Origin of the sequence: Pseudomonas alkylphenolica (assembly GCF_000746525.1) — a bacterium.
Classification (GTDB): domain Bacteria; phylum Pseudomonadota; class Gammaproteobacteria; order Pseudomonadales; family Pseudomonadaceae; genus Aquipseudomonas; species Aquipseudomonas alkylphenolica.
In genome coordinates, this window is the sequence record NZ_CP009048.1 from 1,068,914 (window position 1) to 1,092,605 (window position 23,692).

22 protein-coding genes and 1 pseudogene are annotated in these 23,692 nt (G+C 61.2%); 13 read left to right on the plus strand and 10 right to left on the minus strand.

What is annotated here, in order from left to right; translation table 11 throughout:
* Nucleotides 1-35: 35 nt before the first annotated feature.
* Genes PSAKL28_RS05010 through PSAKL28_RS05025 form a run of 4 tightly spaced genes read left to right on the plus strand, consistent with a single transcriptional unit; the run spans nt 36 to nt 3,215 of the window.
* Nucleotides 36-1,136: a serine hydrolase domain-containing protein gene (locus PSAKL28_RS05010; protein WP_038607359.1), complete on the plus strand. Its 1,101-nt coding sequence runs from the start codon at nt 36-38 to the stop codon at nt 1,134-1,136.
* On the plus strand, nt 1,133-1,429 hold the full coding sequence (locus PSAKL28_RS05015) for a hypothetical protein (RefSeq protein WP_038607362.1): 297 nt from the start codon (nt 1,133-1,135) through the stop codon (nt 1,427-1,429). The genes PSAKL28_RS05010 and PSAKL28_RS05015 overlap by 4 nt, the downstream gene beginning before the upstream one ends.
* Nucleotides 1,430-1,474: 45 nt before the next feature.
* Complete coding sequence (locus tag PSAKL28_RS05020) at nt 1,475-2,056, plus strand: YceI family protein (protein ID WP_038607365.1); 582 nt, start codon at nt 1,475-1,477, stop codon at nt 2,054-2,056.
* Nucleotide 2,057: 1 nt separating this feature from the next.
* Nucleotides 2,058-3,215 (plus strand): phospholipase D-like domain-containing protein, encoded by a 1,158-nt coding sequence (locus PSAKL28_RS05025; protein ID WP_038607367.1) that lies wholly within the window; start codon nt 2,058-2,060, stop codon nt 3,213-3,215.
* Between the two features lie 110 nt (nt 3,216-3,325).
* Here PSAKL28_RS05025 and PSAKL28_RS05030 read toward each other — a convergent pair whose 3' ends face one another.
* The gene (locus PSAKL28_RS05030; protein WP_038607369.1) at nt 3,326-4,849 is read right to left on the minus strand and encodes a fumarate hydratase; all 1,524 of its coding nucleotides are present in this window, start codon (nt 4,847-4,849) and stop codon (nt 3,326-3,328) included.
* A gap of 251 nt (nt 4,850-5,100) precedes the next feature.
* On the opposite strand from PSAKL28_RS05030, the gene PSAKL28_RS05035 reads away from it, so the two are divergent.
* Entirely contained in the window at nt 5,101-6,039 is a 939-nt protein-coding gene (locus PSAKL28_RS05035) for an iron-sulfur-binding ferredoxin reductase (protein WP_038607371.1), read from the plus strand.
* 95 nt (nt 6,040-6,134) lie between these two features.
* Here PSAKL28_RS05035 and pyk read toward each other — a convergent pair whose 3' ends face one another.
* Nucleotides 6,135-7,586: a pyruvate kinase gene (pyk, locus tag PSAKL28_RS05040; protein ID WP_038607373.1), complete on the minus strand. Its 1,452-nt coding sequence runs from the start codon at nt 7,584-7,586 to the stop codon at nt 6,135-6,137.
* A gap of 232 nt (nt 7,587-7,818) precedes the next feature.
* Here pyk and PSAKL28_RS05045 point away from each other — a divergent pair, with 232 nt between their 5' ends.
* The 3 genes from PSAKL28_RS05045 (at nt 7,819) to sbcB (ending at nt 10,182) form a co-directional block, all read left to right on the plus strand.
* The gene (locus PSAKL28_RS05045) at nt 7,819-8,205 is read left to right on the plus strand and encodes a tetratricopeptide repeat protein (RefSeq protein WP_038607375.1); all 387 of its coding nucleotides are present in this window, start codon (nt 7,819-7,821) and stop codon (nt 8,203-8,205) included.
* Between the two features lie 125 nt (nt 8,206-8,330).
* The gene (locus PSAKL28_RS05050; protein ID WP_038607377.1) at nt 8,331-8,690 is read left to right on the plus strand and encodes a PilZ domain-containing protein; all 360 of its coding nucleotides are present in this window, start codon (nt 8,331-8,333) and stop codon (nt 8,688-8,690) included.
* A gap of 61 nt (nt 8,691-8,751) precedes the next feature.
* On the plus strand, nt 8,752-10,182 hold the full coding sequence (gene sbcB, locus PSAKL28_RS05055; RefSeq protein WP_038607380.1) for an exodeoxyribonuclease I: 1,431 nt from the start codon (nt 8,752-8,754) through the stop codon (nt 10,180-10,182).
* 83 nt (nt 10,183-10,265) lie between these two features.
* Here sbcB and mvaT read toward each other — a convergent pair whose 3' ends face one another.
* Nucleotides 10,266-10,643, minus strand: coding sequence for a histone-like nucleoid-structuring protein MvaT (gene mvaT, locus PSAKL28_RS05060; protein WP_038607383.1), 378 nt, complete (start codon nt 10,641-10,643; stop codon nt 10,266-10,268).
* A gap of 313 nt (nt 10,644-10,956) precedes the next feature.
* On the opposite strand from mvaT, the gene purU reads away from it, so the two are divergent.
* Nucleotides 10,957-11,808: a formyltetrahydrofolate deformylase gene (gene purU, locus PSAKL28_RS05065; RefSeq protein WP_038607385.1), complete on the plus strand. Its 852-nt coding sequence runs from the start codon at nt 10,957-10,959 to the stop codon at nt 11,806-11,808.
* 26 nt (nt 11,809-11,834) lie between these two features.
* Nucleotides 11,835-12,008 carry a hypothetical protein gene (locus PSAKL28_RS27815; RefSeq protein ID WP_167335109.1) on the plus strand — a complete coding sequence of 58 codons (174 nt, stop codon included), beginning with the start codon at nt 11,835-11,837 and terminating at the stop codon, nt 12,006-12,008.
* Here the strand turns inward: PSAKL28_RS27815 and gpgF are convergent.
* The 5 genes and pseudogenes from gpgF to PSAKL28_RS28485 all read right to left on the minus strand — a co-directional run.
* Nucleotides 11,983-12,981, minus strand: a complete 999-nt coding sequence (gpgF, locus tag PSAKL28_RS05070) for a glucosaminyl phosphatidylglycerol flippase (protein WP_038607388.1) — start codon at nt 12,979-12,981, stop codon at nt 11,983-11,985. The genes PSAKL28_RS27815 and gpgF overlap by 26 nt on opposite strands.
* Entirely contained in the window at nt 12,978-13,751 is a 774-nt protein-coding gene (gpgD, locus tag PSAKL28_RS05075; protein WP_038607391.1) for an N-acetylglucosaminyl phosphatidylglycerol deacetylase, read from the minus strand. The genes gpgF and gpgD overlap by 4 nt, the downstream gene beginning before the upstream one ends.
* Entirely contained in the window at nt 13,744-14,865 is a 1,122-nt protein-coding gene (gpgS, locus tag PSAKL28_RS05080; protein ID WP_038607394.1) for an N-acetylglucosaminyl phosphatidylglycerol synthase, read from the minus strand. The genes gpgD and gpgS overlap by 8 nt, the downstream gene beginning before the upstream one ends.
* Nucleotides 14,866-15,009: 144 nt before the next feature.
* On the minus strand, nt 15,010-15,774 hold the full coding sequence (locus PSAKL28_RS28480) for a methyl-accepting chemotaxis protein (RefSeq protein ID WP_371261989.1): 765 nt from the start codon (nt 15,772-15,774) through the stop codon (nt 15,010-15,012).
* Nucleotides 15,775-15,867: 93 nt separating this feature from the next.
* A pseudogene (locus tag PSAKL28_RS28485) lies at nt 15,868-17,124 on the minus strand (HAMP domain-containing protein); the annotation flags it as partial.
* Between PSAKL28_RS28485 and PSAKL28_RS05090 the strand changes: the two are divergent.
* Nucleotides 17,060-18,538: a helicase HerA-like domain-containing protein gene (locus PSAKL28_RS05090; protein ID WP_038607400.1), complete on the plus strand. Its 1,479-nt coding sequence runs from the start codon at nt 17,060-17,062 to the stop codon at nt 18,536-18,538. The pseudogene PSAKL28_RS28485 and the gene PSAKL28_RS05090 overlap by 65 nt on opposite strands.
* 144 nt (nt 18,539-18,682) lie before the next feature.
* Here the strand turns inward: PSAKL28_RS05090 and PSAKL28_RS05095 are convergent, their stop codons facing one another.
* Together PSAKL28_RS05095 and PSAKL28_RS05100 are read right to left on the minus strand one after the other, a co-directional pair.
* A complete protein-coding gene (locus tag PSAKL28_RS05095) occupies nt 18,683-20,155 on the minus strand; it encodes an inorganic phosphate transporter (protein WP_038607403.1) in 1,473 nt (490 codons plus the stop codon).
* A 332-nt stretch (nt 20,156-20,487) separates the two neighbouring features.
* The gene (locus tag PSAKL28_RS05100) at nt 20,488-20,688 is read right to left on the minus strand and encodes a hypothetical protein (RefSeq protein WP_038607407.1); all 201 of its coding nucleotides are present in this window, start codon (nt 20,686-20,688) and stop codon (nt 20,488-20,490) included.
* 609 nt (nt 20,689-21,297) lie between these two features.
* Between PSAKL28_RS05100 and pcaR the strand changes: the two genes are divergently transcribed.
* Both pcaR and pcaK read left to right on the plus strand, forming a co-directional pair.
* Nucleotides 21,298-22,173: a pca regulon transcriptional regulator PcaR gene (pcaR, locus tag PSAKL28_RS05105; protein WP_174446937.1), complete on the plus strand. Its 876-nt coding sequence runs from the start codon at nt 21,298-21,300 to the stop codon at nt 22,171-22,173.
* 160 nt (nt 22,174-22,333) lie between these two features.
* A complete protein-coding gene (gene pcaK, locus PSAKL28_RS05110; RefSeq protein ID WP_038607412.1) occupies nt 22,334-23,680 on the plus strand; it encodes a 4-hydroxybenzoate transporter PcaK in 1,347 nt (448 codons plus the stop codon).
* Nucleotides 23,681-23,692: the final 12 nt, after the last annotated feature.

Genomic DNA, 23,692 nt, shown 5'->3' on the forward strand with positions numbered 1-23,692 from the left:
TAGTCTGGGCAGACCTTGACCTTGTGAGACACCGGATGAACAAAGTGCTGCTGGGGGTGTTGCTCAGCCTGGCTATCACCAGTGTACCGGCGCTTGGTCAGGAGACTTGGCCAGATCCAGGCTGGCCGCAGGCAGCTGATGCCAATAGCCCGGCCTGGCGCCAGGTACAGGCCTACGCTTTTGCTCCGCGTGACGACAGCAGCCGTGAAGGTGTGCGCACCGACGCCCTGCTGGTGATCAAGGCAGGACGTATTGTGTATGAGCACTACGCCGCCCCGACGACCGCGCAGACGCCACACCTGACCTGGTCCATCAGCAAGAGCGTGCTGGCCACGCTATTGGGGGTGGCTCATGGTGAGGCGCGCTTTGCCCTCAATGACCCGGTCGCACGCTTTTACCCACCCATGCAGGCCCATCCCCAGGTTCGTCTGCAAGACCTGCTGCACTGGGCCAGCGGTCTGGACTGGCAGGAAGACTACGAATACGCGCCGCTGCACTCCTCGGTGGTGGCCATGCTCTACACCCGGGGCCGCGCGGATATGGCCGCATACAGCGCTGCCCGGCCGGCAGCGGCTGAGCCGGGCCAGCGTTTTCTCTATTCCAGTGGCGACAGCAATGTCCTGGCGGCAGCGTTGCGAACGATGGTCGGGCCTGAGCGGTACCGGCAGTATCCCTGGGATGCACTGTTCACGCCGTTGGGTATCACCTCGGCGGTCTGGGAGCGGGATGCCCGCGGTACGCTGGTCGGCTCATCCTATCTCTACATGAGCGCCCGCGACCTGGCACGCATCGGCTTGCTGATGCTGCGCGACGGCCGCTGGCAGGCTCGGCAACTGCTGCCCAGGGACTGGGTGGCGTTCAACCGCAGCCTGTTTGCCAAGGCTGCCGCGCAACCCGGTGAGGCCAATCCCGGCGGGCATTGGTGGCTCAACCAGCCGTTGCCCGGAGCAGCGCGGCCCTGGCCCGATGCGCCGGCCGACACCTTTGCGGCCTTGGGACATTGGGGCCAGGCCTTGTACGTGCTGCCCGATGAACAGCTGGTAGTGGTGCGCTACGCCGATGATCGTGATGGCCGGTTCCAGCACAACGAACTGCTCAAGCGGGTACTGGCGGCGCAGGCCGGGGGGCGCCCATGAAGCGCTTGCTGCTGGGGCTGCTGATGCTGGCGGGCGCCTGGAGCTGGTACGAGCGCCAAGCCCTGGCGGACTTTACCGGGATTCTCAGCGCTTATTCGGCCAAGGAGTATTGCTCCTGCCGTTTTGTCATGGGCTTCGACGCGCCTTACTGCCAGGCCTATGTACGCCAATACCTGCCCCTGAGCCGGCTTGAGGAAAATGCCCACTCCCGTCAGGTCACTGCCGTGGGGCTGGGCGTTGAGCGTCGAGCGCGCTGGCAGGGCGCTCGTGAGGGCTGCGGCTTGCTGCCGTGAAGGCAGCCGGGTAAGGTTGACGGCTTCTGTGTTACAGGATTTCTCATGTTCTCTCTGCCCCGTCTTCTCCTGGCCTTGCTCGTGCTGCTGAGCTTTTCCGCCCAGGCCAACTGGCACCTTGATGGCGAGTCGTCACGACTGTCGTTCATCTCCAGCAAAAACGGCGATACCGCCGAAGTCCATCGTTTCCTGGTGTTGCACGGCAAGGTCGATCGCAAGGGCGCGGCCGAGCTGATGATCGAGATGGATTCGAACAACAGCAGCGTGCCACTGCGCGATGAGCGCATGCGCAAGGAGCTGTTTGATTTTGCCGGCTATCCGGAGGCCAAGGTTCGTGCCCAGATCGATCTGCGGCCGATCAATGATCTGGCTAACGGTGCACAGGTGGAATTGCGCTTGCCAGTGACGGTTGAGCTGCGTGGCAAGGAACATAGCTACAGCGCCTTGCTGTTGGCCACGCGTCTGGACGAGCGACGCTTCCAGGTGGTGACCCTGGAGCCATTGATGTTGCGGGCCGAAGACTTTGATCTACTGCCGGGCCTGGAGACTTTGCGCAAGCTGGCCGGGCTCAAGTCCATCAGCCCGTCGGTGCCGGTGTCTGCGGTATTGATCTTCACGGCGCGCTGATATGGCCGGACCGGTCTTTCCCTGGCGAGATGGCAATCGGTTCGAGTTATTGATCGACGGCCCCGAATTTTTTCCGCGCATGCTCTCCGCCATTGTGCGGGCCGAACAGCAGGTCGACCTGGAGCTGTATCTGGTGGAGGCCGGCGCCTGCGCCGAAGCCATGGTCCAGGCGCTGGTGCAAGCTGCCGGGCGCGGTGTGCAGGTACGCTGTCTGTTCGATGACTACGGTTCGCTGGCGTTCACCCTGAACCTGCGCCAGCGCCTGATCGCCGCTGGCGTCGAACTGCGCTGGTACAACCGTCTGCGCTGGCGCCGGGGATTTCGCAACCTGTACCGTGACCACCGCAAATTGCTGGTGGTCGACCAGAGCTGGGCGGTGGTCGGCGGTACCGGCGTTACTGACCAGTTCTGGGTGCCTGACGAAGCAATCAGCGAATGGCACGAGGTGATGGTGCAGATGCAAGGGCCGCTGGTAGCCGACTGGCAGATGCTTTTCGATCGCCAGTGGCGCGCCAACCTGCGGCGCACGGCCTGGCGGCCACCGACGCATTTTGGCCTGCCGCGCCTGCCTCATGTACCCGATAGCGGCGAGGGCATGGGTCGGGTGGCGTATGCCGATGCCCGCCAGCACCGGGATATCCTGCAATCGCTGGTGCGCGCGTTGAACAGCGGGCAACGGCGGATCTGGCTGGCCACACCGTACTTTTTACCGACCTGGAAAGTCCGCCGCTCCCTGCGCCGGGCTGCTGCCAACGGTGTTGATGTACGCCTGCTGCTGACTGGCCCGCGTACCGATCATCCTTCGGTGCGCTATGCCGGGCATCGCTATTACCCGAGGCTGATGCGTGCAGGAGTGCAAATTTTCGAGTATCAGCCGTGCTTCCTGCACCTGAAGATGGTGCTGGTCGACGACTGGGTGAGCATCGGCTCGTGCAATTTCGACCACTGGAACCTGCGTTTCAACCTTGAAGCCAACGTTGAGGCGCTCGATCCGCCGCTGACGGCGGCGGTGGCTGCGAGTTTCGAGCGCGATTTCGCCCAGAGCCTGTGCATCGACCTGGCCCATTGGCATGCGCGGCCGTTGTGGAAGCGTCTGCAACAACGTTTGTGGGGCTGGCTGGATCGGCTGGTGGTCAATATGCTGGATCGGCGCGATTGATCGCGGGGCAAGCCCGCTCCCACAGCTTTCGGTGGGAGCGGGCTTGCCCGCGAAAAAAACGGCAGGGGGATCACCTCCCCTGCCGCTTTTTTGTCAGCAAACCCTGAGGTTTACTTCACTTCCACCGCCAGACTTTCAGCGATCTTGCTCTGCCACAGTGCAGGACCTGTGATATGCACCGACTCGCCGTTGCTGTCGACCGCAACGGTGACTGGCATGTCCTTGACTTCGAACTCGTAGATCGCTTCCATGCCCAGTTCGGCAAAGGCCAGGACCTTGGACTTCTTGATCGCCTGGGCCACCAGGTAGGCGGCACCGCCGACAGCCATCAGGTACACGGCCTTGTTGTCCTTGATCGCGTCGATTGCGGTCGGGCCGCGCTCGGATTTGCCGATCATGCCCAGCAGACCGGTCTGCTCGAGGATCTGACGGGTGAACTTGTCCATCCGCGTCGCGGTGGTCGGGCCGGCAGGGCCAACCACTTCTTCGCGTACCGGATCAACCGGGCCGACGTAGTAGATGAAGCGGCCTTTCAGATCGACCGGCAGCTCATCGCCACGGTTGAGCATTTCGACCATGCGCTTGTGCGCGGCGTCGCGGCCAGTGAGCATCTTGCCGTTGAGCAGGATGGTCTCGCCCGGCTTCCAGCTCTGCACGTCTTCCGGGGTCAGGGTGTCGAGGTCGACACGGCGGGCCGATGGGCCGGCTTCCCAGACGATTTCCGGGTAGGCGTCGAGCGATGGCGCTTCGAGGTCGGCCGGGCCGGAACCGTCGAGCACGAAGTGCGCGTGACGGGTGGCGGCGCAGTTCGGGATCATGCACACCGGCAGGGACGCGGCATGGGTCGGGTAGTCCATGATCTTGACGTCGAGCACGGTGGTCAGACCGCCCAGACCCTGAGCACCGATGCCCAGCTGGTTGACCTTCTCGAACAGCTCCAGACGGATCTCTTCGATACGGTTCTGCGGGCCACGGGCCTTGAGCTCGTGAATGTCGATGGATTCCATCAACACTTCCTTGGCCATTACTGCGGCTTTTTCGGCAGTACCGCCGATGCCGATGCCGAGCATGCCAGGCGGGCACCAGCCAGCGCCCATGGTCGGAACGGTCTTCAGCACCCAGTCAACGATCGAGTCGGACGGGTTGAGCATGGCCATCTTCGACTTGTTCTCGGAGCCGCCGCCTTTGGCTGCCACGTCCACTTCCACGGTGTTACCCGGGACGATGGAGTAGTGGATGACCGCCGGGGTGTTGTCCTTGGTGTTTTTACGAGCGCCTGCCGGGTCGGCCAGGATCGAGGCACGCAGGACGTTTTCCGGCAGGTTGTAGGCGCGGCGCACGCCTTCGTTGATCATGTCGTCCAGGCTCATGGTCGCGCCATCCCAGCGCACATCCATACCGACGCGCACGAACACGGTAACGATACCGGTGTCCTGGCAGATCGGGCGGTGGCCAGTGGCGCACATGCGCGAGTTGATCAGGATCTGGGCGATGGAGTCGCGCGCGGCGGGCGACTCTTCACGCAGATAGGCCTCGTGCATGGCCTGGATGAAGTCAACGGGGTGGTAGTACGAAATGAACTGCAGGGCGTCGGCAACGCTCTGAATCAGGTCGTCTTGCTTGATCACGGTCATGCAGCGCGCTCCTCTTAAAGACGGGAACATTCAATAAGGTATTCCGACGCGGACAGGCCGAGGTGTCGAAACGACCTTTCACGGCGCGCCGACGGTCAGGCTGGCGGCGCAAAAAGGCGCGGCAGTATAGCGTGCATCGGCCTTGGGTACACGTATCAGTGGTCTGACGAAGGTCGGTAAGCGCCAGGCATTGTTTTTGCGTAGCGGTGGTTTGTGCAAAACTGACTGCCTGAAGGCCTGGGAGACGCTTGATGCCTGAATTGCGGGTAGGTGAGCAGCAGTGGACGGTGGCGCCGGGCAGCAATTTGCTTGATGTGCTCAATGACGCGGGTTTTTCGGTGCCGTACAGCTGCCGCGCCGGCAGTTGTCATGCCTGTCTGGTGCGCTGTCTGCACGGGCAACCGCTGGATGCCCGGCCAGATGCCCTGAGCGAGGAACAGCGCCAGTCGGGCTGGCGATTGTCCTGCCAGTGTCAGGTCGAAGAGGACTTGCAGGTTGCCCTGTTCGACCCGCAGCAGGACGGTATCGGGGCTACTGTGCTCGGGCTCGACTGGCTGAGCCCGACGGTGCTGCGCTTGCGCTTGCACGCCGAGCGCAGGCTGCGTTACCGGGCAGGCCAGCACCTGGTGTTGTGGAGCAACAGCGGTGTGGCACGTCCTTATTCGTTGGCCAGCTTGCCCGACGAGGAGCCGTTTCTCGAATTTCACCTCGACTGTCGCCAGGCGGGCGCCTTCTGCGATGCGGCACGCCAGCTGCAATTGGGCGATGCCCTGCGTTTGGGCGAATTGCGTGGCGGGGCGCTGCACTATGATGCCGACTGGCAGGAGCGCCCGTTGTGGTTGCTGGCGGCAGGTACTGGGCTGGCGCCCTTATGGGGCATTCTGCGTGAAGCCTTGCGTCAGGAGCACCGGGGCCCGATTCGTGTGCTGCACCTGGCCCATGACAGTCAGGAGCACTATCTGGCCAGCGAACTGGCCGCGCTTGCCGAGCGTCATCCGCACCTTCAGGTCGAGCTGCTGACCCCGCAGGCATTGCCCCAGGCACTGGCTGCGCTGCGTGTGCAATCACGCCAGACGATTGCCCTGGCCTGCGGTTCACCGGCCAGCGTCGAGCAGTTTTCCCGCCGACTGTTTCTGGCCGGATTACCGCGCAATCAGCTGTTTGCCGATATCTTTACCGGGCACGCATAAAGAAACGGTGGGAGCGGGCTTGCCCCGCGAAGCGATGTGGCTGTCAGATCGCATCGCGGGGCAAGCCCGCTCCCACCGGGATGAACGCCTGGGGATCAGACCAGCGAATCACCGACATGCAGGATCTTCATGCCGTTGGTGCCACCGATAGTGTGGTAGCTGTCGCCTTTGGTCAGAATTGCCCAGTCGCCTGGTTCGACCACTTCGCGTTTGAGCAGCTCGTCGACTGCCGCCTCGCTGACTTTCTCGGCCGGCAGGGCTGCCGGATCGAAAGCCACCGGGTACACGCCGCGGAACATCGCGGCGCGGGCCAGGGTGGCGCGGTGCGGCGAAAAGGCGTAGATCGGCACCGAAGAACGCAGGCGCGACATGATCAGCGGGGTGTAGCCACTCTCGGTGAGGGCGATGATCGCCTTGACGCCCGGGAAGTGGTTGGCGGTGTACATGGCCGCCAGGGCGATGCTTTCGTCACAGCGCTCGAAGGTGGTGTGCAGACGGTGGCTGGACTTCTGGCTGGTCGGATGTTTTTCCGCACCCAGGCAGATGCGCGCCATGGCCTGGACCGCTTCGATCGGGTAAGCGCCGGCGGCACTTTCGGCCGAGAGCATCACCGCGTCGGTGTTGTCGAGCACGGCGTTGGCCACGTCGGACACTTCGGCACGGGTCGGCATCGGGTTCTGGATCATCGACTCCATCATCTGGGTAGCGACGATCACGGCCTTGTTGTTGCGACGGGCGTGCTGGATGATCTTTTTCTGGATCGCGATCAGCTCGGCATCGCCGATTTCCACACCCAGGTCACCACGGGCAACCATCACCGCGTCACTGGCGGCGATCAGGCCGTCGAGGGTTTCGTCGTCGGCCACGGCTTCGGCGCGTTCGATCTTGGCCACCAGCCAGGCGCTGCCGCCGGCTTCGTCACGCAGGCGACGGGCGTATTCCATGTCGCTGGCATCACGCGGGAACGACACGGCCAGGTAGTCCAGGTCCATCTCGGCAGCCAGCTTGATGTCAGCCTTGTCTTTTTCGGTCAGGGCCGGGGCGGTCAGGCCTCCGCCTTTGCGGTTGATGCCCTTGTGGTCGGACAGCGGGCCGCCGATCAGTACCGAGCAGTGCAGCGAATCGCTGGTGGCGGTTTCGACGCGCATTACCACGCGGCCGTCATCGAGCAGCAGCTCGTCACCGACGCCGCAATCCTTGACCAGGTCCGGGTAGTCGATACCGACGATGTCCTGGGTGCCTTCGGTCAGCGGGTGGGCGGTGGAGAAGGTGAAGCGGTCACCGACTTTCAGTTCGATGCGCTTGTTGGCGAATTTGGCGATACGAATCTTCGGACCTTGCAGGTCACCGAGCAGCGCTACATGGCGACCCAGCTTTGCCGCGATCTCACGGATCAGGCGCGCGCGGGCTTTATGCTCATCGGGCGTGCCGTGGGAGAAGTTCAGGCGAGCGACATCCAGGCCGGCAAGAATCAGTTGTTCGATAACTTCCGGCGAGTTGCTGGCGGGGCCAAGGGTGGCGACGATTTTGGTACGGCGGATGGTCATGCACAGACTCCTATAGTGAAGCGCAGCGAAAGGCTACTCTGGAATTTCGCTGTAGTCATTGTTCCTTTGCACTACCTGCCCCGGGATAGGGGCAGCGTTTGAACGGGGCGGTAGGAGCGGGCTTGCCCCGCGATTGCGATTTGTCAGTCACATCGTATCGCGGGGCAAGCCCGCTCCTACCTACAGATTTCCCCGACAATGCCGATAAGCTGCGCAATACAGGAGATTCCCCATGCGAGCCTTGATCGTTCTAGCCCTGGCGACCAGTGTCGTCGGCTGCACCCGTTGGTCGATGGACCATCATCTGAACAATGCCTACCGTGCCTATGACCGCGGCGATTGTGAGAAGGTCATGCTCGAGCTGTCGCAGGTCGACCGGACCAGCCGCGCGCGGCCATTCATCCATCCCGAGGTGTCGATGCTGCGCGGTCAGTGTCTGGAGCGGCAGAAGCTCTACGTCGATGCCGCGCAGACCTATCAGTACCTGATTGAGCGCTACCCGCAGAACGAATACGCCTACCGCGCCCGTGCCCGTCTGCAGACCCTGGAACAACTGGGTCACTTGCGCAGCGGCGGGACGGCCATTGCCCGCCCGGCCACCACCACGCCTTGGCGTTAATACTAAAGTATTCGGGTCTGATTGTGACGCGAGGGTCAGGCTGCGCTAATCTTGTTGCTGAGGCATACGTAATTCAGCAGCACTAGCGCGGCCCTGCTCAAGGGTCTCCGACAGCGATTCCGATCATGTTTGACGAGCGCCGCATCGAGCGTCATCAGCTCCCTTACTTCCTCAAAGTCTTCAACCGCCATACCGATCAGCCGATCGGCTACCTGGGTAATGTGTCCGAAGACGGCCTGATGTTGATCAGCCAGCTGCCGATGCTGGTCGGCCCGGATTTCGAGTTGCAATTGAAAATCGTCGGTCGCAGTGGCGGCATGCATCTGATCAACCTGACCGCCAGTTGCCTGTGGTGCCATGAAGATCAGACGCCGGGGCACTACGACTCCGGGTTCATGTTGTTGCAGGCGCCACCGGAATACGCGCAACTGGTGCGTGCCCTGCGCAACTATTTCAGCTTCCATCCGCTGGAGGCCTCGGTCTGAGGCTGGTCGTAGTGGACGAGTAGCCCTAGACTCTGGTCGATCTTATGTTCAGGACGACCCCGTGAGCACCAGCATTTTCTGGCACGACTACGAAACCACCGGTATTAATCCGCGCAATGACCGGCCCTTGCAGGTAGCGGGCGTGCGCACCGATCTCGAGCTCAACGAGATCGAGGAGCCGATCAATTTCTACTGCCAACCCAGTGATGACATCCTGCCGCACCCGGCGGCTTGCCTGGTCACTGGCATCACCCCGGCACAGCTGGCCAGCAAGGGCCTGCTCGAAGCCGAGTTCATGACCCGTGTACACGCCGAACTGGCCCGCCCGGGCACCTGTGGTGCGGGCTACAACAGCCTGCGCTTTGACGATGAAGTCACCCGCTACAGCCTGTATCGCAACTTCTTCGATCCGTACGCCCGCGAGTGGCAAGGTGGCAACAGCCGCTGGGACCTGATCGACGTAGTGCGCGCCGCTTATGCGCTGCGTCCGGATGGCATTGTCTGGCCGCAGCAGGAGGGGCGTGTCAGCTTGCGTCTGGAACTGCTGACGGCGGCCAATGGTATCGATCATGGTCAGGCCCATGAAGCACTCAGTGATGTGCGGGCCACTATTGCGCTTGCACGATTGATTCGAGAGAAACAACCGAAGCTGTATGACTGGTTGTTTCAATTACGTAATAAACACAAAGTGCTGGATCAAATCCGTTTGCTGCAGCCCTTGGTACATATTTCCGGACGCTTCTCGGCGGCGCGCAATTATCTCGGCGTGGTCCTGCCACTTGCCTGGCACCCGCGTAACCGTAATGCCTTGATTGTCTGTGACTTGGGCATGGATCCCCAACCTTTGCTGCAAGAGGAAGGTGAGTCGTTACGCCAGCGTTTATACACGCGGCGCGAAGACATGCCTGAAGGGCAATTACCGGTTCCCTTGAAGTTGGTGCATATCAATCGTTGCCCGGTGGTTGCTCCGCTCAATGTATTGCGTGTGCAGGATCAGCAACGCCTGGGGCTGGATATGTCCTTGTTGCAAGCGCGGGCATCAAGCCTGATAGCCGCTCAGGCGAGTTGGCAGGATAAATTGCAAACCCTCTATAGCGAGGAAGAGTTTGCCCCTTGTGACGATCCGGAGCAGCAATTGTATGACGGCTTTATCGGTGATCGCGACAGGCGCCTGTGCGAGCAAGTACGCAGTGTCGAGCCCCGGCAATTGGGACAGGGACACTGGATGTTTGACGATGAACGTTTACCTGAATTGCTGTTTCGCTATCGCGCCCGTAATTTCATCGAAACCTTGAATGAGCAGGAGCTGCAGCGCTGGCAGCTGTTCTGTCAGCAGCGTCTTAGCGATCCACACATGGGGGCGCCGAATACCGTTGGCGATTTCGAGCAGGCGCTGCAGGACTGTTGGGCCCGGGCCGACGCCACCCAGCGGGAATTGCTCGGGCAGTGGCAAGCGCATGTCCAGGCGTTGAAGTTGCAGTTTGGACTATAAGCGGCGCTAAACCCGGGTCGAAAAAAAACGCCAGCAAGCTGGCGTTTTTTTTATCAGTGCAAACGCGTTGCAGTGACTGGCAATTAACCCAGCAGGGTTGCCCAGCCTTCAACCACATCGCCACCCCACTTGGCTTTCCACTCTTTCAGGGTTTTGTGGTTGCCGCCTTTGGTTTCGATGACTTCACCGTTGTGCGGGTTCTTGTATTGCTTGACCTTGCGCGCGCGCTTGGTGCCGGTGGTTTTAACAGCACCACGTGGGGTTTTGCTCGATTTTGCTTCAGGGTCGAGCAGTGCAATGATATCGCGCAGCGACTTCTGATATTCGCCCATCAGGGTGCGCAGTTTGCCTTCGAACTCCAGCTCTTTCTTCAGCTTGTCGTCATTCGACAGGTTGGCCAGGCGAGCCTGCAGTTCTTTGATGGCTTCTTCGGTGGCGCGGTATTCGTTAATCAGGGACATTGGGTGATCCTTGGAAATGGGGGGAATCAGGTAGACAGTGGGGCAATAATAGTCAGAGCTTACTGCCAAGTAAACATTAAACTTGGCAATAAATGCCGGTGTGGTTAAATCTAGTCGTTAAATTTTATTAAAAATATTTTACAAACTAAGACTGGCAGAACAGGTTAATTGGGCGCCACGCCGTGTGTCGCGTAGCGTTGTCCTGTTCTCAGGTACTGCCGGTCCAGGTGACAGGATGTGTGCATTGCCTACTGCAGTTTTTCCGGGCACTCGTTAGAATAAGCGCCTTTGCGAAGTATCTGGAGTCCCTTTCATGCGCACCTACCGGCTGGTGATTGCTTGCCCCGACCGCGTTGGCATCGTCGCCAAAGTCAGTAATTTCCTGGCGTCCCATAACGGCTGGATCAACGAAGCGAGCCATCATTCCGATGAGCAGAGCGGTTGGTTCTTCATGCGTCACGAAATCCGCGCAGACACCCTGCCATTTGGCATTGAGGCTTTCCGCGAAGCGTTCGCACCGATTGCTGAAGAATTTTCCATGGTCTGGCGTATTACCGACACCGACCAGAAAAAACGCGTCGTGCTGATGGCCAGCCGTGAGTCCCACTGCCTGGCCGACCTGCTGCACCGCTGGCACGCCAAGGAACTCGACTGCGATATTCCTTGCGTGATTTCCAACCACAACGATCTGCGCAGCATGGTCGAGTGGCATGGCATTCCGTTTTTCCATGTACCGGTCGATCCACAGGACAAGCAACCGGCATTTGCCGAGGTTTCGCGCCTGGTCAAGGAGCACGGTGCCGATGTCGTGGTACTGGCGCGTTACATGCAGATCCTGCCACCGCAGCTGTGCCAGGAATATGCCCAGCAGGTGATCAACATTCACCACAGCTTCCTGCCTTCGTTCGTCGGTGCCAAGCCTTATCACCAGGCCTCGTTGCGCGGTGTGAAGCTGATCGGCGCGACCTGCCACTATGTAACCGAAGAGCTGGACGCCGGCCCGATCATCGAGCAGGACGTGGTGCGGGTCAGCCACAGTGACAGTATCGAAGACATGGTGCGTTTCGGCCGTGACGTCGAGAAGATGGTGCTGGCGCGTGGCTTGCGCTATCACCTGGAAGACCGTGTGCTGGTACACGGCAACAAGACCGTGGTGTTCAACTAACCACGCTCAAGGCAGGAGGTTGCAGCATGGCCGATCCTCTCGACAAGGCAACCTCCAAAGCCCCGCCAACCCTCGGTGAGGGGTGTTTGAGCCGTTACGATCCTGATGCACTGGACAGTGAGGATGGTACCGATTTCCCCGGTGCCGCCGAACTCTGGGAACAGTTGCAGCATTCTAGCGACGTGCCCGCGCCTGATTGAGGCGCTCCAGTAGCGGTCGTCCCAGCAAGCACAGGAACACCGGGCCACCGGCAATCAGGTAGAAGTAATAAGTCACCAGCCGCCAGATCAGAATGGCTGCGGCGGCCGTGGTGCTGCCCACCAGCGGCGTGAGCAGCGCGGCCGAAGTCAGCTCGGCGGCACCGGCACCACCGGGTAGCAGGCTGAACTGCCCGGCGCTGAGCGAAAGTATCTGCACCAGAAAGCTGAGCATCCACTGCACATCCACGCCGAGTCCGCGCAGGGCCAGGTACAGCACGCTGTAGCGCAATCCCCAATGTACGCAGGTCAAGGCAAACACCAGGGCCAGCGTGCGCTTGGGCAGTTTCCAGGTCTCGCCCAGGGCGCGCAGGAAGTGCAGTGTCTTGTGTGTCCAGCGTCGGCGCCGCGAGGTGGAGATCCTGAGCCTGCGTAGCAGTCGACCACTGAGCCTGAGCAACAGGCGCCGATAAACCAGCAGCGCGACAACCCCGGCGACTATCCCGAACATTAGCGCGGCGCTGCTCAGCAGCATGCCTTGCAGGTTGCGGTTGAGGCTGTGCAGCAGGGCGTAGCCAGCGATGCCGAGCATGGCACAGAGGAAAAACAGCAGGTCATTGAGCTGGTCGGCGGCGAACACCGCGCTGCTGCGTGCCGGTCCGATGCGGTGGCGCGCCAGCAATGCCATCAAGGCCAAGGGGCCGCCGCTGCCGCCGGGAGTGGTGCAGATGGCGAATTCGGTGGCAATGATCACGCCGAGGCTGCGCATGCGCCCGAGGTGTTCGCCCTGACTGCCCAGCAGCAGACGCAGACGCAGGGCATTGATGATCCAGCACAGCAGGATCATCCCCAGCAGGCCCAGCATCAGGCCGGGAGCGAAGGCGCGCAGGCGCTCCAGCAGGTCGCTGCCACCGAGCAGGGCTGGCACCAGCAGCGCCATGACCAGGGCCAGGAGCAGCCAGGGCAGGCGATTCACCGCCGTTGCCTGTCGGTCAGCCAGGCGGATTTGGTCAGGGGTGTGCGGCCTTGGCGCAGCAACTGTTGCAAGGTCTGCATCCAGTAGTTGCGAGAAAAATCATGGCGCATGTCCACCGGGTGCAAGCCCAGGCGTATCACTGGCGCCTGTTGCAGACGGGCAGCCAGCAGCTCGCAAACGATCTTCGACAGACCCCGGCGCCAGGCACTGCGTGCGCTCCAGACCAGGCAGGGGGCGGCGACCGGGGTAAAGTCGGGCAGCCGATAGAAGTGTCGCGGATCGCTGGTGTACTGCAAGGGCAGGGTGCTCAACGCCTGACGGGTGCCTTCGCTCATCAGCCAGGCCGGAGCGACGAAGCCCGCCAGCGGCCAGTCGAAGCGCCGGAACAATGCCATACCCGCCTCCAGGCGCTCCAGCGCGCAGGCTCGGTCAAGGCTGCAGAACTCGCCTTCGAAGGTGTAGACGCGGCGGAGAAAGTAATCCCGCGCCGAGTGTGGCGGCGGGCTGTCATCGACATGGTAATAGCCGTGCAGGACCAATTCGTCGCCACGGCGCAGGCGCTGGTCAAGCATGTGCCGAAAGCCCGTTGCCGAATCCAGCGGGTGCTGCTTGTGGAAATCCGGTACCACCAGCCAGGTCATGGGAATCTCGCCCAGGGCATCGACGGCCTCGACGAATGGTTGGTAGTCCGGCCAGGTGTGGGGGGCTACGTCATGCAATACCAGCAGCAGACTTTGCCCGCTGCATGGGGTGACGCCGGGCTCAGCCATGAGCCCGTACCGGCAGCTCATGGCCAAGCACTGCCCGGTAGTGGGTCAGCAGACCATTGACCACGCTGTCCCAGGCGTAGCGCTGCTCGACATGCCGGCGCGCCTGCGAACCAAGCTGTGCTGCGCCTTCTTCGAACACTTCGCGCACCGCCCTGGCCATTGCCGGGCCGTCATTGGGTGGACACAGACGGCCAAAGCGCTGGTCGAGGATTTCCTCGAAAGCACCTGCGGCGACGGCAACGACCGGGATTGCACTGGCCATGGCTTCAAGGACGACCAGGCCAAAGGTTTCCTGATCACCCGCGTGCACCAGGGCGTCGGCGCTGGCCAGCAGGCGGGCGACTTCGTGAGGCGGGCAGAAGTGATCAATCACCGTGACATTGGCCGGTACATTGCCGGGCATGTGCGAGCCCACCAGCAACAAGTGATAATGCCTGCCCAGGCGCTGCATGCAGTCGAGCAGCACCGGCAGGTTTTTCTCCCGCGAGCCACGGCCGGCAAACACCAGCAAGTGAGTGTTGTCGGCGATGTGCAATTGCCGGCGCAACGCCGGATCACGGTGTTGTGGATGAAAGGTGCTCAGATCGACGCCAAGACGCTGAACATGCACATTGCCGATACCCAGACGGCGCAGTTTGTTGGCCATCACCAAGCTTGGCGCCAGGACCCGGTCGAAATTGCCGTACAACCTGCTGACATAGGCCTCGACATTCGGGGTGAACCAGTTGCCCATGCGATTGCTGACCAGCAACGGCAGGTCCGAGTGATAGAAACCGATGACCGGCACATCGAGCTGGCGGCGTGCTTCCAGGGCTGCCCAGGCGGTCAGGTAAGGGTCGCCGACCTCGATCAGGTCCGGTTGCAGGTCCTCCAGCACATTGCGCCAGGGGGCCAGGCGTAACGGAAAGCGATAGCCATTGCCGAACGGCAGGGCCGGTGCCGGCACCTGGTAGATGCCGTTGGCGTGCTGGCGGCTGGCGCCGGGGATCAACAGACTGTGGCGGACACCGGGGGTGTGTCCCAGGCGGCGGTGTTTGGCATCAAGATAGGTACGCACTCCGCCACTGGCGGGGGCGTAGAACATGGTGATGTCGGCAATGTGCACGATCAGCATCCCTCCGAGATCGTCTTGCGAGTGTGTCATCCGGTATGCGTTAGCAGCGGATGACGCGCCCTAAGGTTGACCTCTATGAAGGATAGTTTGTTCGATCGCGTTACGAGGGGAGGGGCAGCAGCGTGCGCCGCTGCCCGCTGACAGTCAGATGCGGAAGCTGCCGACCAGCTGTTTCAGGCGGCTGGCCTGTTGTTCCAGGTCGGCGCAGGCGCGCAGGGTCGATTGCAGGTTTTCGACGCCTTCCTGGTTGAGCATGTTGATCTCGTTGATGTCCATGTTGATCGAGTCAACCACGGCGGTCTGCTCCTCGGTGGCCGTGGCCACCGACTGGTTCATGCCGTCGATCTCGCCGATGCGCAGGGTCACGCTGCCCAGGCGCTCGCCGGCCTGGTTGGCGATCTCGACGCTGTCCTGGCTGTGGCGCTGGCTCTGGCCCATGGTGTCGACCGACTCGCGGGCGCCGACCTGCAGCTCCTCGATCATGTTCTGCACCTGCTGTGCCGACTCCTGGGTACGGTGCGCGAGGTTACGCACTTCATCGGCGACCACCGCGAAACCGCGCCCGGCCTCACCGGCGCGGGCGGCCTCGATCGCGGCGTTGAGTGCCAGCAGGTTGGTCTGCTGCGAGATGCTGGTGATCACTTCGAGGATCTGGCCGATGTTCACGGTCTTGCTGTTGAGCGTCTCGATGTGCGAGCTGGAGGTGCAGATCAGATCCGACAGACGGTTCATCGCGGCAATGCTGCGATCGACCACTTGCTGGCCTTCTTCGGCCAGGTGACGCGCCGAGCTTGCCTGTTGCGAAGCCTGGGCGGCGTTATGGGCGATCTCCTGGGCGGCGGCGCCGAGCTGGTTGATGGCCGCCGCGACGCTGTTGGTGCGGTTGGACTGTTCGTCGGAGTTGACCATCGACGAGTTGGAAGCGCTCACCACCCGCAATGCCACTTCGTTGACCTGCTCGGTGGCCGAAGACACCTCGCGGATCGAGGTATGAATACGTTCGACGAAACGGTTGAACGCGGTGCCGAGGATGCCGAATTCGTCCTGGCTGTGCAGGGTCAGACGCTTGGTCAGGTCACCTTCGCCTTCGGCAATGTCTTCCATGGCCCGGGTCATGGTGTGCAGCGGCTGCAGCAGAACGCGGATCAGCAGGCCCAACAGGGCGATGATGATGACCACGGCAACCAGGGTGGCGATCACTGCCGAGGTGCGGAACTTGCTGAGCATCGAGAAGGCTTTGTCCTTGTCGACGGACAGGCCGATGTACCAGTTGGCCGAAGGCAGGCCCTTGACCGGGGCGAAGGTCAGCAGGCGGGTCTGGCCGTCGACCTGGACTTCACTCAGGTCTTTGCTCAGGCGCGGGGTATTTTGTGGATACAGGTCCGACAGCGACTTCATCACCAGGTTTTTGTCCGGGTGCACCAGAATCTTGCCTTGGTCGTTGACCAGGAAGGCATAACCCATACCGCCGAAGTTCAGCGAGTTGATGATTTCCACCAGGCCATCCAGCGCCAGATCGCCGCCGACCACGCCGATATTGCGTGCGGCGGTGGCCACCACCGAAATCACCATTTTGCCGGTGCTGACGTCAATATAGGGTTCGGTCAGGATCGGACCGTTGGCGGCCATCCCGTCTTTGTACCAGGGCCGCACGCGTGGGTCATAACCGTCAGGCATCTTGGTTTGCGGGCGAATGGTGAAACCACCGTTGACGTCACCCAGGTAAATAGTCAGGAAACTTGAGACCAGAGCTTGTTGCCCGAGCAAGGTACCGATGTTTTCAGCGGCGGGAAACGCGGCAATGTTCTGTGCGACGTTTTGCACCAACAAGATGCGCCCATCAAACAGGTTTTTAATATTGGTTGAGGTGGTATCACCCATCTCGGCGAGATAACGTTCCAGATCTTCACGAATCGCATTGCGCTGCAGGAAATCGTTGTACAAAGTGAACAATGTGAAGGCGATCATGACGATCAGAGAAGCGGCCAGAAGGATCTTGTGGCTGAATCGGAGGCTTTTGTTCATAACGTGTCGGTCCGCTAAGGTTTTGTTATCCGGGTCGTTCGCACAAAGAACAGTTTGAAAGCAGTGCAGGTCCCCTTTCCTTGTCGGGCTTTTCCTGTCTTTCTGGTGGTCTATCGCTAATGAGATATCGGCCGATTCGAGCCAAAGCTTAAACAGAGGGTGAAAAAACATGCCTGACTCTTCGCAGTTCATTCTCGGTGCCGATCCGGCCGGACAAGCGGTTGTCCAGGCCATGCGCCTGGCCAACCGTCACGGCCTGGTCGCCGGTGCTACCGGTACCGGCAAGACCGTAACCCTGCAGCACATGGCGGAGGCGTTCAGCGATGCCGGGGTGGCAGTATTCGCCGCCGACGTCAAAGGCGACCTGTGTGGCCTCGGCGCGGTGGGCAAGCCTCAGGGCAAAGTCGCCGAACGCATCGCCGGGATGCCCTGGCTTGAGCATCGGCCGCAGGCTTATCCGGTCAGCCTGTGGGATGTCCATGGGCAATCCGGTCATCCATTGCGCACCACCCTCAGTGAAATGGGCCCGTTGTTGCTGGGCAACCTGCTGGAGCTGACCGACAGTCAGCAGGCCGCGCTGTACGCCGCGTTCAAGGTGGCCGATCGCGAAGGCCTGTTGCTGCTCGATATCAAGGACCTCAAGGCGCTGCTGGCGCACCTCAAAGACAACCCGCAATTGCTCGGTGAAGACAGTGCGCTGATGACCACCGGCTCCAGCCAGGCCCTGCTACGGCGCCTGGCCACCCTGGAACAGCAGGGTGCCGAGGCGTTGTTCGGCGAGCCGGCGTTGCAGCTGGAAGATCTGCTGCGTGCGGATGCCGATGGCCGCGGGCGAATCCATCTGCTGGATGCCAGCCGTCTGGTGCACGAGGCGCCGAAGGTCTACGCGACCTTCCTGTTATGGTTGCTGGCCGAGCTGTTCGAGCAGTTGCCCGAGCGCGGCGATGCCGACAAACCCTTGCTGGCACTGTTCTTCGATGAAGCTCACCTATTGTTCAACGGCACGCCGAAGGCATTGCAGGATCGTCTGGAGCAGGTTGTCCGGTTGATTCGTTCCAAGGGTGTCGGGGTGTATTTCGTCACCCAGTCGCCGGGCGACCTGCCGGATGATGTCCTGGCGCAACTGGGCTTGCGTATTCAGCACGGCCTGCGTGCCTTCACGGCCAAAGAGCAGAAGTCATTGAAGGCAGTGGCCGACGGTTTCCGCCCCAACCCCGACATTGACACCCTGAGCGTACTGACCGAGCTTGGCATCGGAGAGGCGTTGGTCGGTACCCTGCAGGACAAGGGCACGCCGGGCATGGTCCAGCGGGTGCTGATCGCCCCGCCGCAGTCACGCATCGGGCCGTTGAGCGACGCTGAGCGCGCCGCCCTGATTGCCGCCTCACCGTTGGCCGGGCGCTACGACAAGCCGGTGGATCGCGAGTCGGCCTATGAAATGCTTAACGCCCGCAAAGGCGGGGTAGCGCAGCCCGAACAGGCGCCCGCAGCTACTGAGCCAAGCTTTGCTGACCAGGCTGGGGAATTCCTCCAGAGCGCTGCCGGGCAGGCGATCAAGTCGGCGGTGCGTCAGGCGGCCAACCAGTTCGGGCGTCAGTTGGTGCGTGGCTTGATGGGCTCGTTGCTCGGCAGTAGCAAGCGCCGCTAGCCGGTATACAGACACCTGTGGGAGTGGGCTTGCCCCGCGATAGCGAGCTGTCAGCCACATCGCAATCGCGGGGCAAGCCCGCTCCCACAGGCGATGTGCATACGAAAAAGGCGCCCGAAGGCGCCTTTTTCAATGCAGCATGGATCAACCGATGAACCGGGTCGCCAGCCAGAACAACCCGGCCGACAGGCCCACAGTTGCCGGCAGGGTCAGGACCCAGGCCAGCAGGATGGTCTTGACGGTGCCGCCTTGCAGGCCGCTCTTGTTCGCCACCATGGTACCGGCGACACCCGACGACAATACGTGGGTGGTCGATACCGGCAGGCTGAAGATGTTGGCCATGCCGATGGCGCAGGCTGCGGTGATCTGCGCCGACATGCCCTGGGCATAAGTCATGCCTTGCTTGCCGATTTTTTCACCGATGGTCAGGACCACACGCTTCCAGCCAACCATGGTACCCAGGCCCAAGGCCAGGGCAACCGCGAGGATCACCCAGAACGGTGCGTACTCGGTGGTGGCGGTCAGGTCTTTGCGCAGTTTGTCCAGGTCAGACTTCTCACGAGGCTGCAGGCCTGGGAGCTTGCCGACTTTCTTCGCGGTGTCGTCCAGGCAGAGCAGGTAACGACGTACTTCAACGCGTTTTTCCGGGGTCAGCGAGCGGTACTCGGTTACGCCCTTGAGCGAGTCGAGCAGGGCATTGATGGTCGGCTCGGTCTGCTGCGGGTTGCAGCTGAACTGTTCTGGCAGGTCGCCATTTTTGGCTTTGCCCAGGGCCAGGAACTCGCCCAAGGTAGCCTGGTTGCGCTGGTAGAACTGGCTCAGGTGCAGGGTGGCGTCGCGGGTCCGCTCGATCTGGTAGGTGGTGCTGTTCAGGTCGAGTACGAACTGTGCCGGGACGATACCGATCAACACCAGCATGATCAGGCCGATGCCTTTCTGGCCATCGTTGGAGCCGTGCACGAAGCTCACGCCCATGGCCGACATCACCAGTACCAGGCGGTTCCAGAACGGCGGGTGCTTCTTGTCGTCGAGCTTGCGGCGCTGTTCCGGCGTCTTGTGCATCTTCGACAGCGGGCGCCACCATTTCAGGCCCAGCAGCACCAGTGCAGCGACAGCAAAGCCTGCCATGGGCGAGAGCACCAGGGACATGCCGATGTCGATTGCCTTCTGCCAGTTGACCCCTTCACCCAACGGGATGTCGCTGATCAGGGCATTGGCCAGGCCAACCCCGAGGATCGAACCGATCAGGGTGTGGGAGCTGGACGCCGGAATGCCGAAGTACCAGGTGCCCAGGTTCCAGGCAATGGCGGCGGCGAGCAAGGAGAAAACCATGGCCAATCCATGACCGGTGTTCACATTGATCAGCATCTCCACCGGCAACAGGTGAACGATGGCATACGCCACGCCGACACCGCCGAGCAGCACGCCAAGGAAGTTGAACACCCCGGAGAAGAACACCGCCAGGTGCGGGGGCATGGCTTTGGTATAAATGACTGTAGCAACCGCGTTAGCGGTGTCATGAAAGCCATTGATGAACTCGAAGGCGAGTACGAAGGTCAAAGCGAGCAACAGGCTCACCAGTACCCAGGCATCAAGTCCGCTGAATAAATCGATCATGAAGGTTTTCTGACCCGGTCATAAGGGGGCGCGATTATGCCAGAAATCCCTGTTAATCGATGCACCTGCCGCTGACCGGTTCTGGCCGAGGAGGTGCTTTCCCGGGGTGGCATGTGTCGGGAATGATTAAACAAATGTCGGCTAAAATCGGTAAAAATCAAGAAAATATAAGGGTTTACGACAACCATCAGCTCACATTAAAAATTCAAACGCTTGTATGAAATTTGTGAGAAACCGTTACGGCATGCGTTAGGAGCTGTAACGATCAGCCCCCCGGACTTTTCTCAAGTACCGGCCATCCGACCGCCACAAGCCGGCGTCATGCTCGTAGCCTAGGGCTCGTCGCTCTTGAGTTCTTTCTCGATTTTTTGCAGTTCCTGGGCGAATGCCTGATCAAGAATGCTTGCCCGTTTGCGCCAGGGCTTGCGCTCCGGGTCGGGCTGGGCGGCGTAGGTGGTGACTTCCCCGCCGTAAACTTCCTTGTAACGTTGTTCCTGACGCTCAAGTTCCGCGCGCAGTTCGTCTTTCGTCACAGTGCTACCTGTTGGTTTGAATAAACTCTGGCGTTAACGCGTGGGGTTGCGCAATCGCACAACGTGCACGTGGCTACGCTGCCAGAGCATGATTACTGTCGCAGCAACAGTAAATTCTGATTAGACAAGTCGATACGAACAACAGGGTGTTCAATCTTGTGTCACTTGCTTCAGGCTCGTTCCCTACGACTTCTGGCACGTGCGGATTGGATCCGGCAAAAGCCTGCTGGGTCGCGGCAACGGAACTTGATTATAGCAAGCAAGTTTCCTCAGCGTACCACTCTGTTGTTTCTCTAATGACAACAAAGATGGGCTTTTGTTACCGGTTTGTTAAGTTCGCCTGGCGTTTCGCTTAAGCGCCTGCTTGAGACGCGAAGTTCTTCAGCAAAATGGGTAACTGAAGTTGATCAGGCAAGGAGTGAGAAAAAAACGGCCTCGCTTCGTGGGCAAGGCCGTGCCTGGGACTTCTACGGTGGGTACCTGACCAGTCTCTCCAAGAAGCCACATGGTGGCGGTAGAAAGGTATAAGCAATTGAGGGTAGCGGTCAATTGCGATTATCGGTCGTTGGTTCGATAATCGCCCCAGTGACTGTGTTGTCGAGGTGAGCCATGACAGAAGAAACAACGCCCAAAGGGCCCGGATTGAACGATCAGGTGCGCAGTTCGTTTGCGTCGCTGGCACCGCCCATCGTCGCGTCACCGGCCAGGCGTATCCAGGCCTTCACTGGTGATCCCGACTTCATGACCTCGCTGGCCCGCGGCCTGGCGGTGGTCCAGGCGTTCCAGGAGCGCAAGCGCCACCTGACCATCGCGCAGATCAGCCACCGCACGGAAATTCCCCGGGCTGCGGTGCGCCGTTGCCTGCATACCCTGATCAAGCTGGGTTACGCCACCACCGACGGGCGGACCTATTCACTGTTGCCCAAGGTGCTGACGCTGGGGCACGCCTACCTGTCATCCACGCCATTGGCAGTGTCGGCCCAGCCCTACCTGGACCGCATGAGCGATCAGTTGCACGAGGCCTGCAACATGGCCACCCTCGAAGGCGACGACATTCTTTATATAGCCCGCTCGGCCACGGTGCAGCGCCTGATTTCGGTGGACCTCTCGGTAGGCGGGCGGCTGCCCGCCTATTGCACGTCCATGGGGCGGATCCTCCTGGCGGCGCTGGACGACGCGACCCTGCACGAATACCTGGAGCATGCCGACCTGCAGGCCAAGACCAGTCGCACCATTCATGATCCGGTGGCGTTGCTCGAATGCCTGCAACAGGTTCGCCAGCAAGGCTGGTGCGTGGTCGATCAGGAGCTGGAGCAGGGCCTGCGTTCGATTGCCGTGCCGGTCTACGATGCCTCCGGCCAGGTGCTGGCAGCACTGAACGTCAGTACCCATGCCGGCCGGGTCAGCCGCACCGAGCTTGAACAACGCTTTTTGCCGATCATGCTGGCGGCCAGCCGCGACCTCAGTGCCCAGCTGTTTGCCTGAACCTGCACGTTCCTGTTCGATAAACGCACAGTGTTGCGTTTATCGAATTGCGCAGTTTTCGACCTGTTATTAATGTCCTTCGCACCGATCGATCTGCCTGGATCGATTGTGTTGCTCACGCGCGCCCCGCACATAAGCGCGCTCCAACTGGATAAAAATAATGAACAGTCCGCAAGCTGCTGTCGGGAACTGCCTTGATGTGCAGTCCTTTATCAATTCGCAACCGCTGTCGCGCTATCAATGGCGCGTAGTGATCCTGTGTTTTCTGATCGTCTTTCTTGATGGCCTGGATACTGCTGCCATGGGCTTTATCGCCCCGGCGCTGTCCCAGGACTGGGGGATCGACCGCGCCAGCCTCGGCCCGGTGATGAGCGCGGCGCTGATCGGTATGGTCTTCGGCGCCCTGGGCTCGGGACCCTTGGCCGACCGTTTCGGGCGCAAGGTGGTGCTGGTCGGGGCGGTGGTGGTGTTTGGCGCCTTCAGCCTGGCCTCGGCCTACAGCAGCAACGTCGATCAGTTGCTGGTGCTGCGCTTTCTGACCGGCCTGGGGCTAGGCGCCGGTATGCCCAACGCCACCACGCTGCTCTCTGAGTACACCCCGGAGCGGCTCAAGTCGTTGCTGGTCACCAGCATGTTCTGTGGCTTCAACCTGGGTATGGCCGGTGGTGGTTTCATTTCCGCCAAGCTGATCCCGGCGTTCGGCTGGCACAGCCTGCTGTTGATCGGTGGCGTATTGCCGCTGGTATTGGCTGTGGTGCTGCTGCTGTGGTTGCCGGAGTCGGCGCGTTTTCTGGTGGTGCGCAATCGCGGCACAGACAAAGTGCGCCAGGCCCTGGCGCCGATCGATCCTGCCATTGTCGGCCAGGCCTCGAGTTTCAGCGTGCCGGAGCAAAAAACGGTGAAGGCACGCAATGTCTTTGCGGTGATCTTTTCCGGCACCTACAGCGTCGGCACCTTGTTGCTGTGGCTGACCTATTTCATGGGCCTGGTAATCGTCTACCTGCTGACCAGCTGGCTGCCGACCCTGATGCGTGACAGTGGCGCGAGCATGGAGCAGGCCGCCTTTATCGGTGCCTTGTTCCAGTTTGGCGGGGTACTCAGCGCCGTGGCGGTGGGCTGGGCCATGGACCGCTACAACCCGCACAAGGTAATCGGCACCTTCTATCTGCTGGCCGGGGTGTTTGCCTACGCGGTGGGTCAGAGCCTGGGCAACATCACCGTGCTGGCGACCCTGGTACTGATTGCCGGTATGTGCGTCAACGGTGCGCAGTCGGCCATGCCTTCTCTGGCGGCGCGTTTCTATCCGACTCAGGGCCGTGCCACGGGCGTGTCGTGGATGCTCGGCATTGGCCGCTTCGGCGCCATTCTCGGTGCCTGGATGGGCGCGACCCTGTTGGGCCTGGGCTGGAACTTCGAGCAGGTGCTGACGGCGCTGGTGATCCCGGCCGGGCTGGCCACGGTGGCGGTGGTGATCAAAGGTATGGTCAGTCACGCTGATGCGACCTGAGTGATTTATCGC

Coding starts and splice junctions, on each gene's coding strand:
- PSAKL28_RS05010 (WP_038607359.1), top strand. CDS start 36: ATGAACAAAGTGCTGCTGGGGGTGTTGCTCAGCCTGGCTATCACCAGT.
- PSAKL28_RS05015 (WP_038607362.1), top strand. CDS start 1,133: ATGAAGCGCTTGCTGCTGGGGCTGCTGATGCTGGCGGGCGCCTGGAGC.
- PSAKL28_RS05020 (WP_038607365.1), top strand. CDS start 1,475: ATGTTCTCTCTGCCCCGTCTTCTCCTGGCCTTGCTCGTGCTGCTGAGC.
- PSAKL28_RS05025 (WP_038607367.1), top strand. CDS start 2,058: ATGGCCGGACCGGTCTTTCCCTGGCGAGATGGCAATCGGTTCGAGTTA.
- PSAKL28_RS05030 (WP_038607369.1), bottom strand. CDS start 4,849: ATGACCGTGATCAAGCAAGACGACCTGATTCAGAGCGTTGCCGACGCC.
- PSAKL28_RS05035 (WP_038607371.1), top strand. CDS start 5,101: ATGCCTGAATTGCGGGTAGGTGAGCAGCAGTGGACGGTGGCGCCGGGC.
- pyk (WP_038607373.1), bottom strand. CDS start 7,586: ATGACCATCCGCCGTACCAAAATCGTCGCCACCCTTGGCCCCGCCAGC.
- PSAKL28_RS05045 (WP_038607375.1), top strand. CDS start 7,819: ATGCGAGCCTTGATCGTTCTAGCCCTGGCGACCAGTGTCGTCGGCTGC.
- PSAKL28_RS05050 (WP_038607377.1), top strand. CDS start 8,331: ATGTTTGACGAGCGCCGCATCGAGCGTCATCAGCTCCCTTACTTCCTC.
- mvaT (WP_038607383.1), bottom strand. CDS start 10,643: ATGTCCCTGATTAACGAATACCGCGCCACCGAAGAAGCCATCAAAGAA.
- purU (WP_038607385.1), top strand. CDS start 10,957: ATGCGCACCTACCGGCTGGTGATTGCTTGCCCCGACCGCGTTGGCATC.
- PSAKL28_RS27815 (WP_167335109.1), top strand. CDS start 11,835: ATGGCCGATCCTCTCGACAAGGCAACCTCCAAAGCCCCGCCAACCCTC.
- gpgD (WP_038607391.1), bottom strand. CDS start 13,751: ATGGCTGAGCCCGGCGTCACCCCATGCAGCGGGCAAAGTCTGCTGCTG.
- gpgS (WP_038607394.1), bottom strand. CDS start 14,865: ATGCTGATCGTGCACATTGCCGACATCACCATGTTCTACGCCCCCGCC.
- PSAKL28_RS28480 (WP_371261989.1), bottom strand. CDS start 15,774: ATGGTCAACTCCGACGAACAGTCCAACCGCACCAACAGCGTCGCGGCG.
- PSAKL28_RS05090 (WP_038607400.1), top strand. CDS start 17,060: ATGCCTGACTCTTCGCAGTTCATTCTCGGTGCCGATCCGGCCGGACAA.
- PSAKL28_RS05095 (WP_038607403.1), bottom strand. CDS start 20,155: ATGATCGATTTATTCAGCGGACTTGATGCCTGGGTACTGGTGAGCCTG.
- pcaR (WP_174446937.1), top strand. CDS start 21,298: ATGACAGAAGAAACAACGCCCAAAGGGCCCGGATTGAACGATCAGGTG.
- pcaK (WP_038607412.1), top strand. CDS start 22,334: ATGAACAGTCCGCAAGCTGCTGTCGGGAACTGCCTTGATGTGCAGTCC.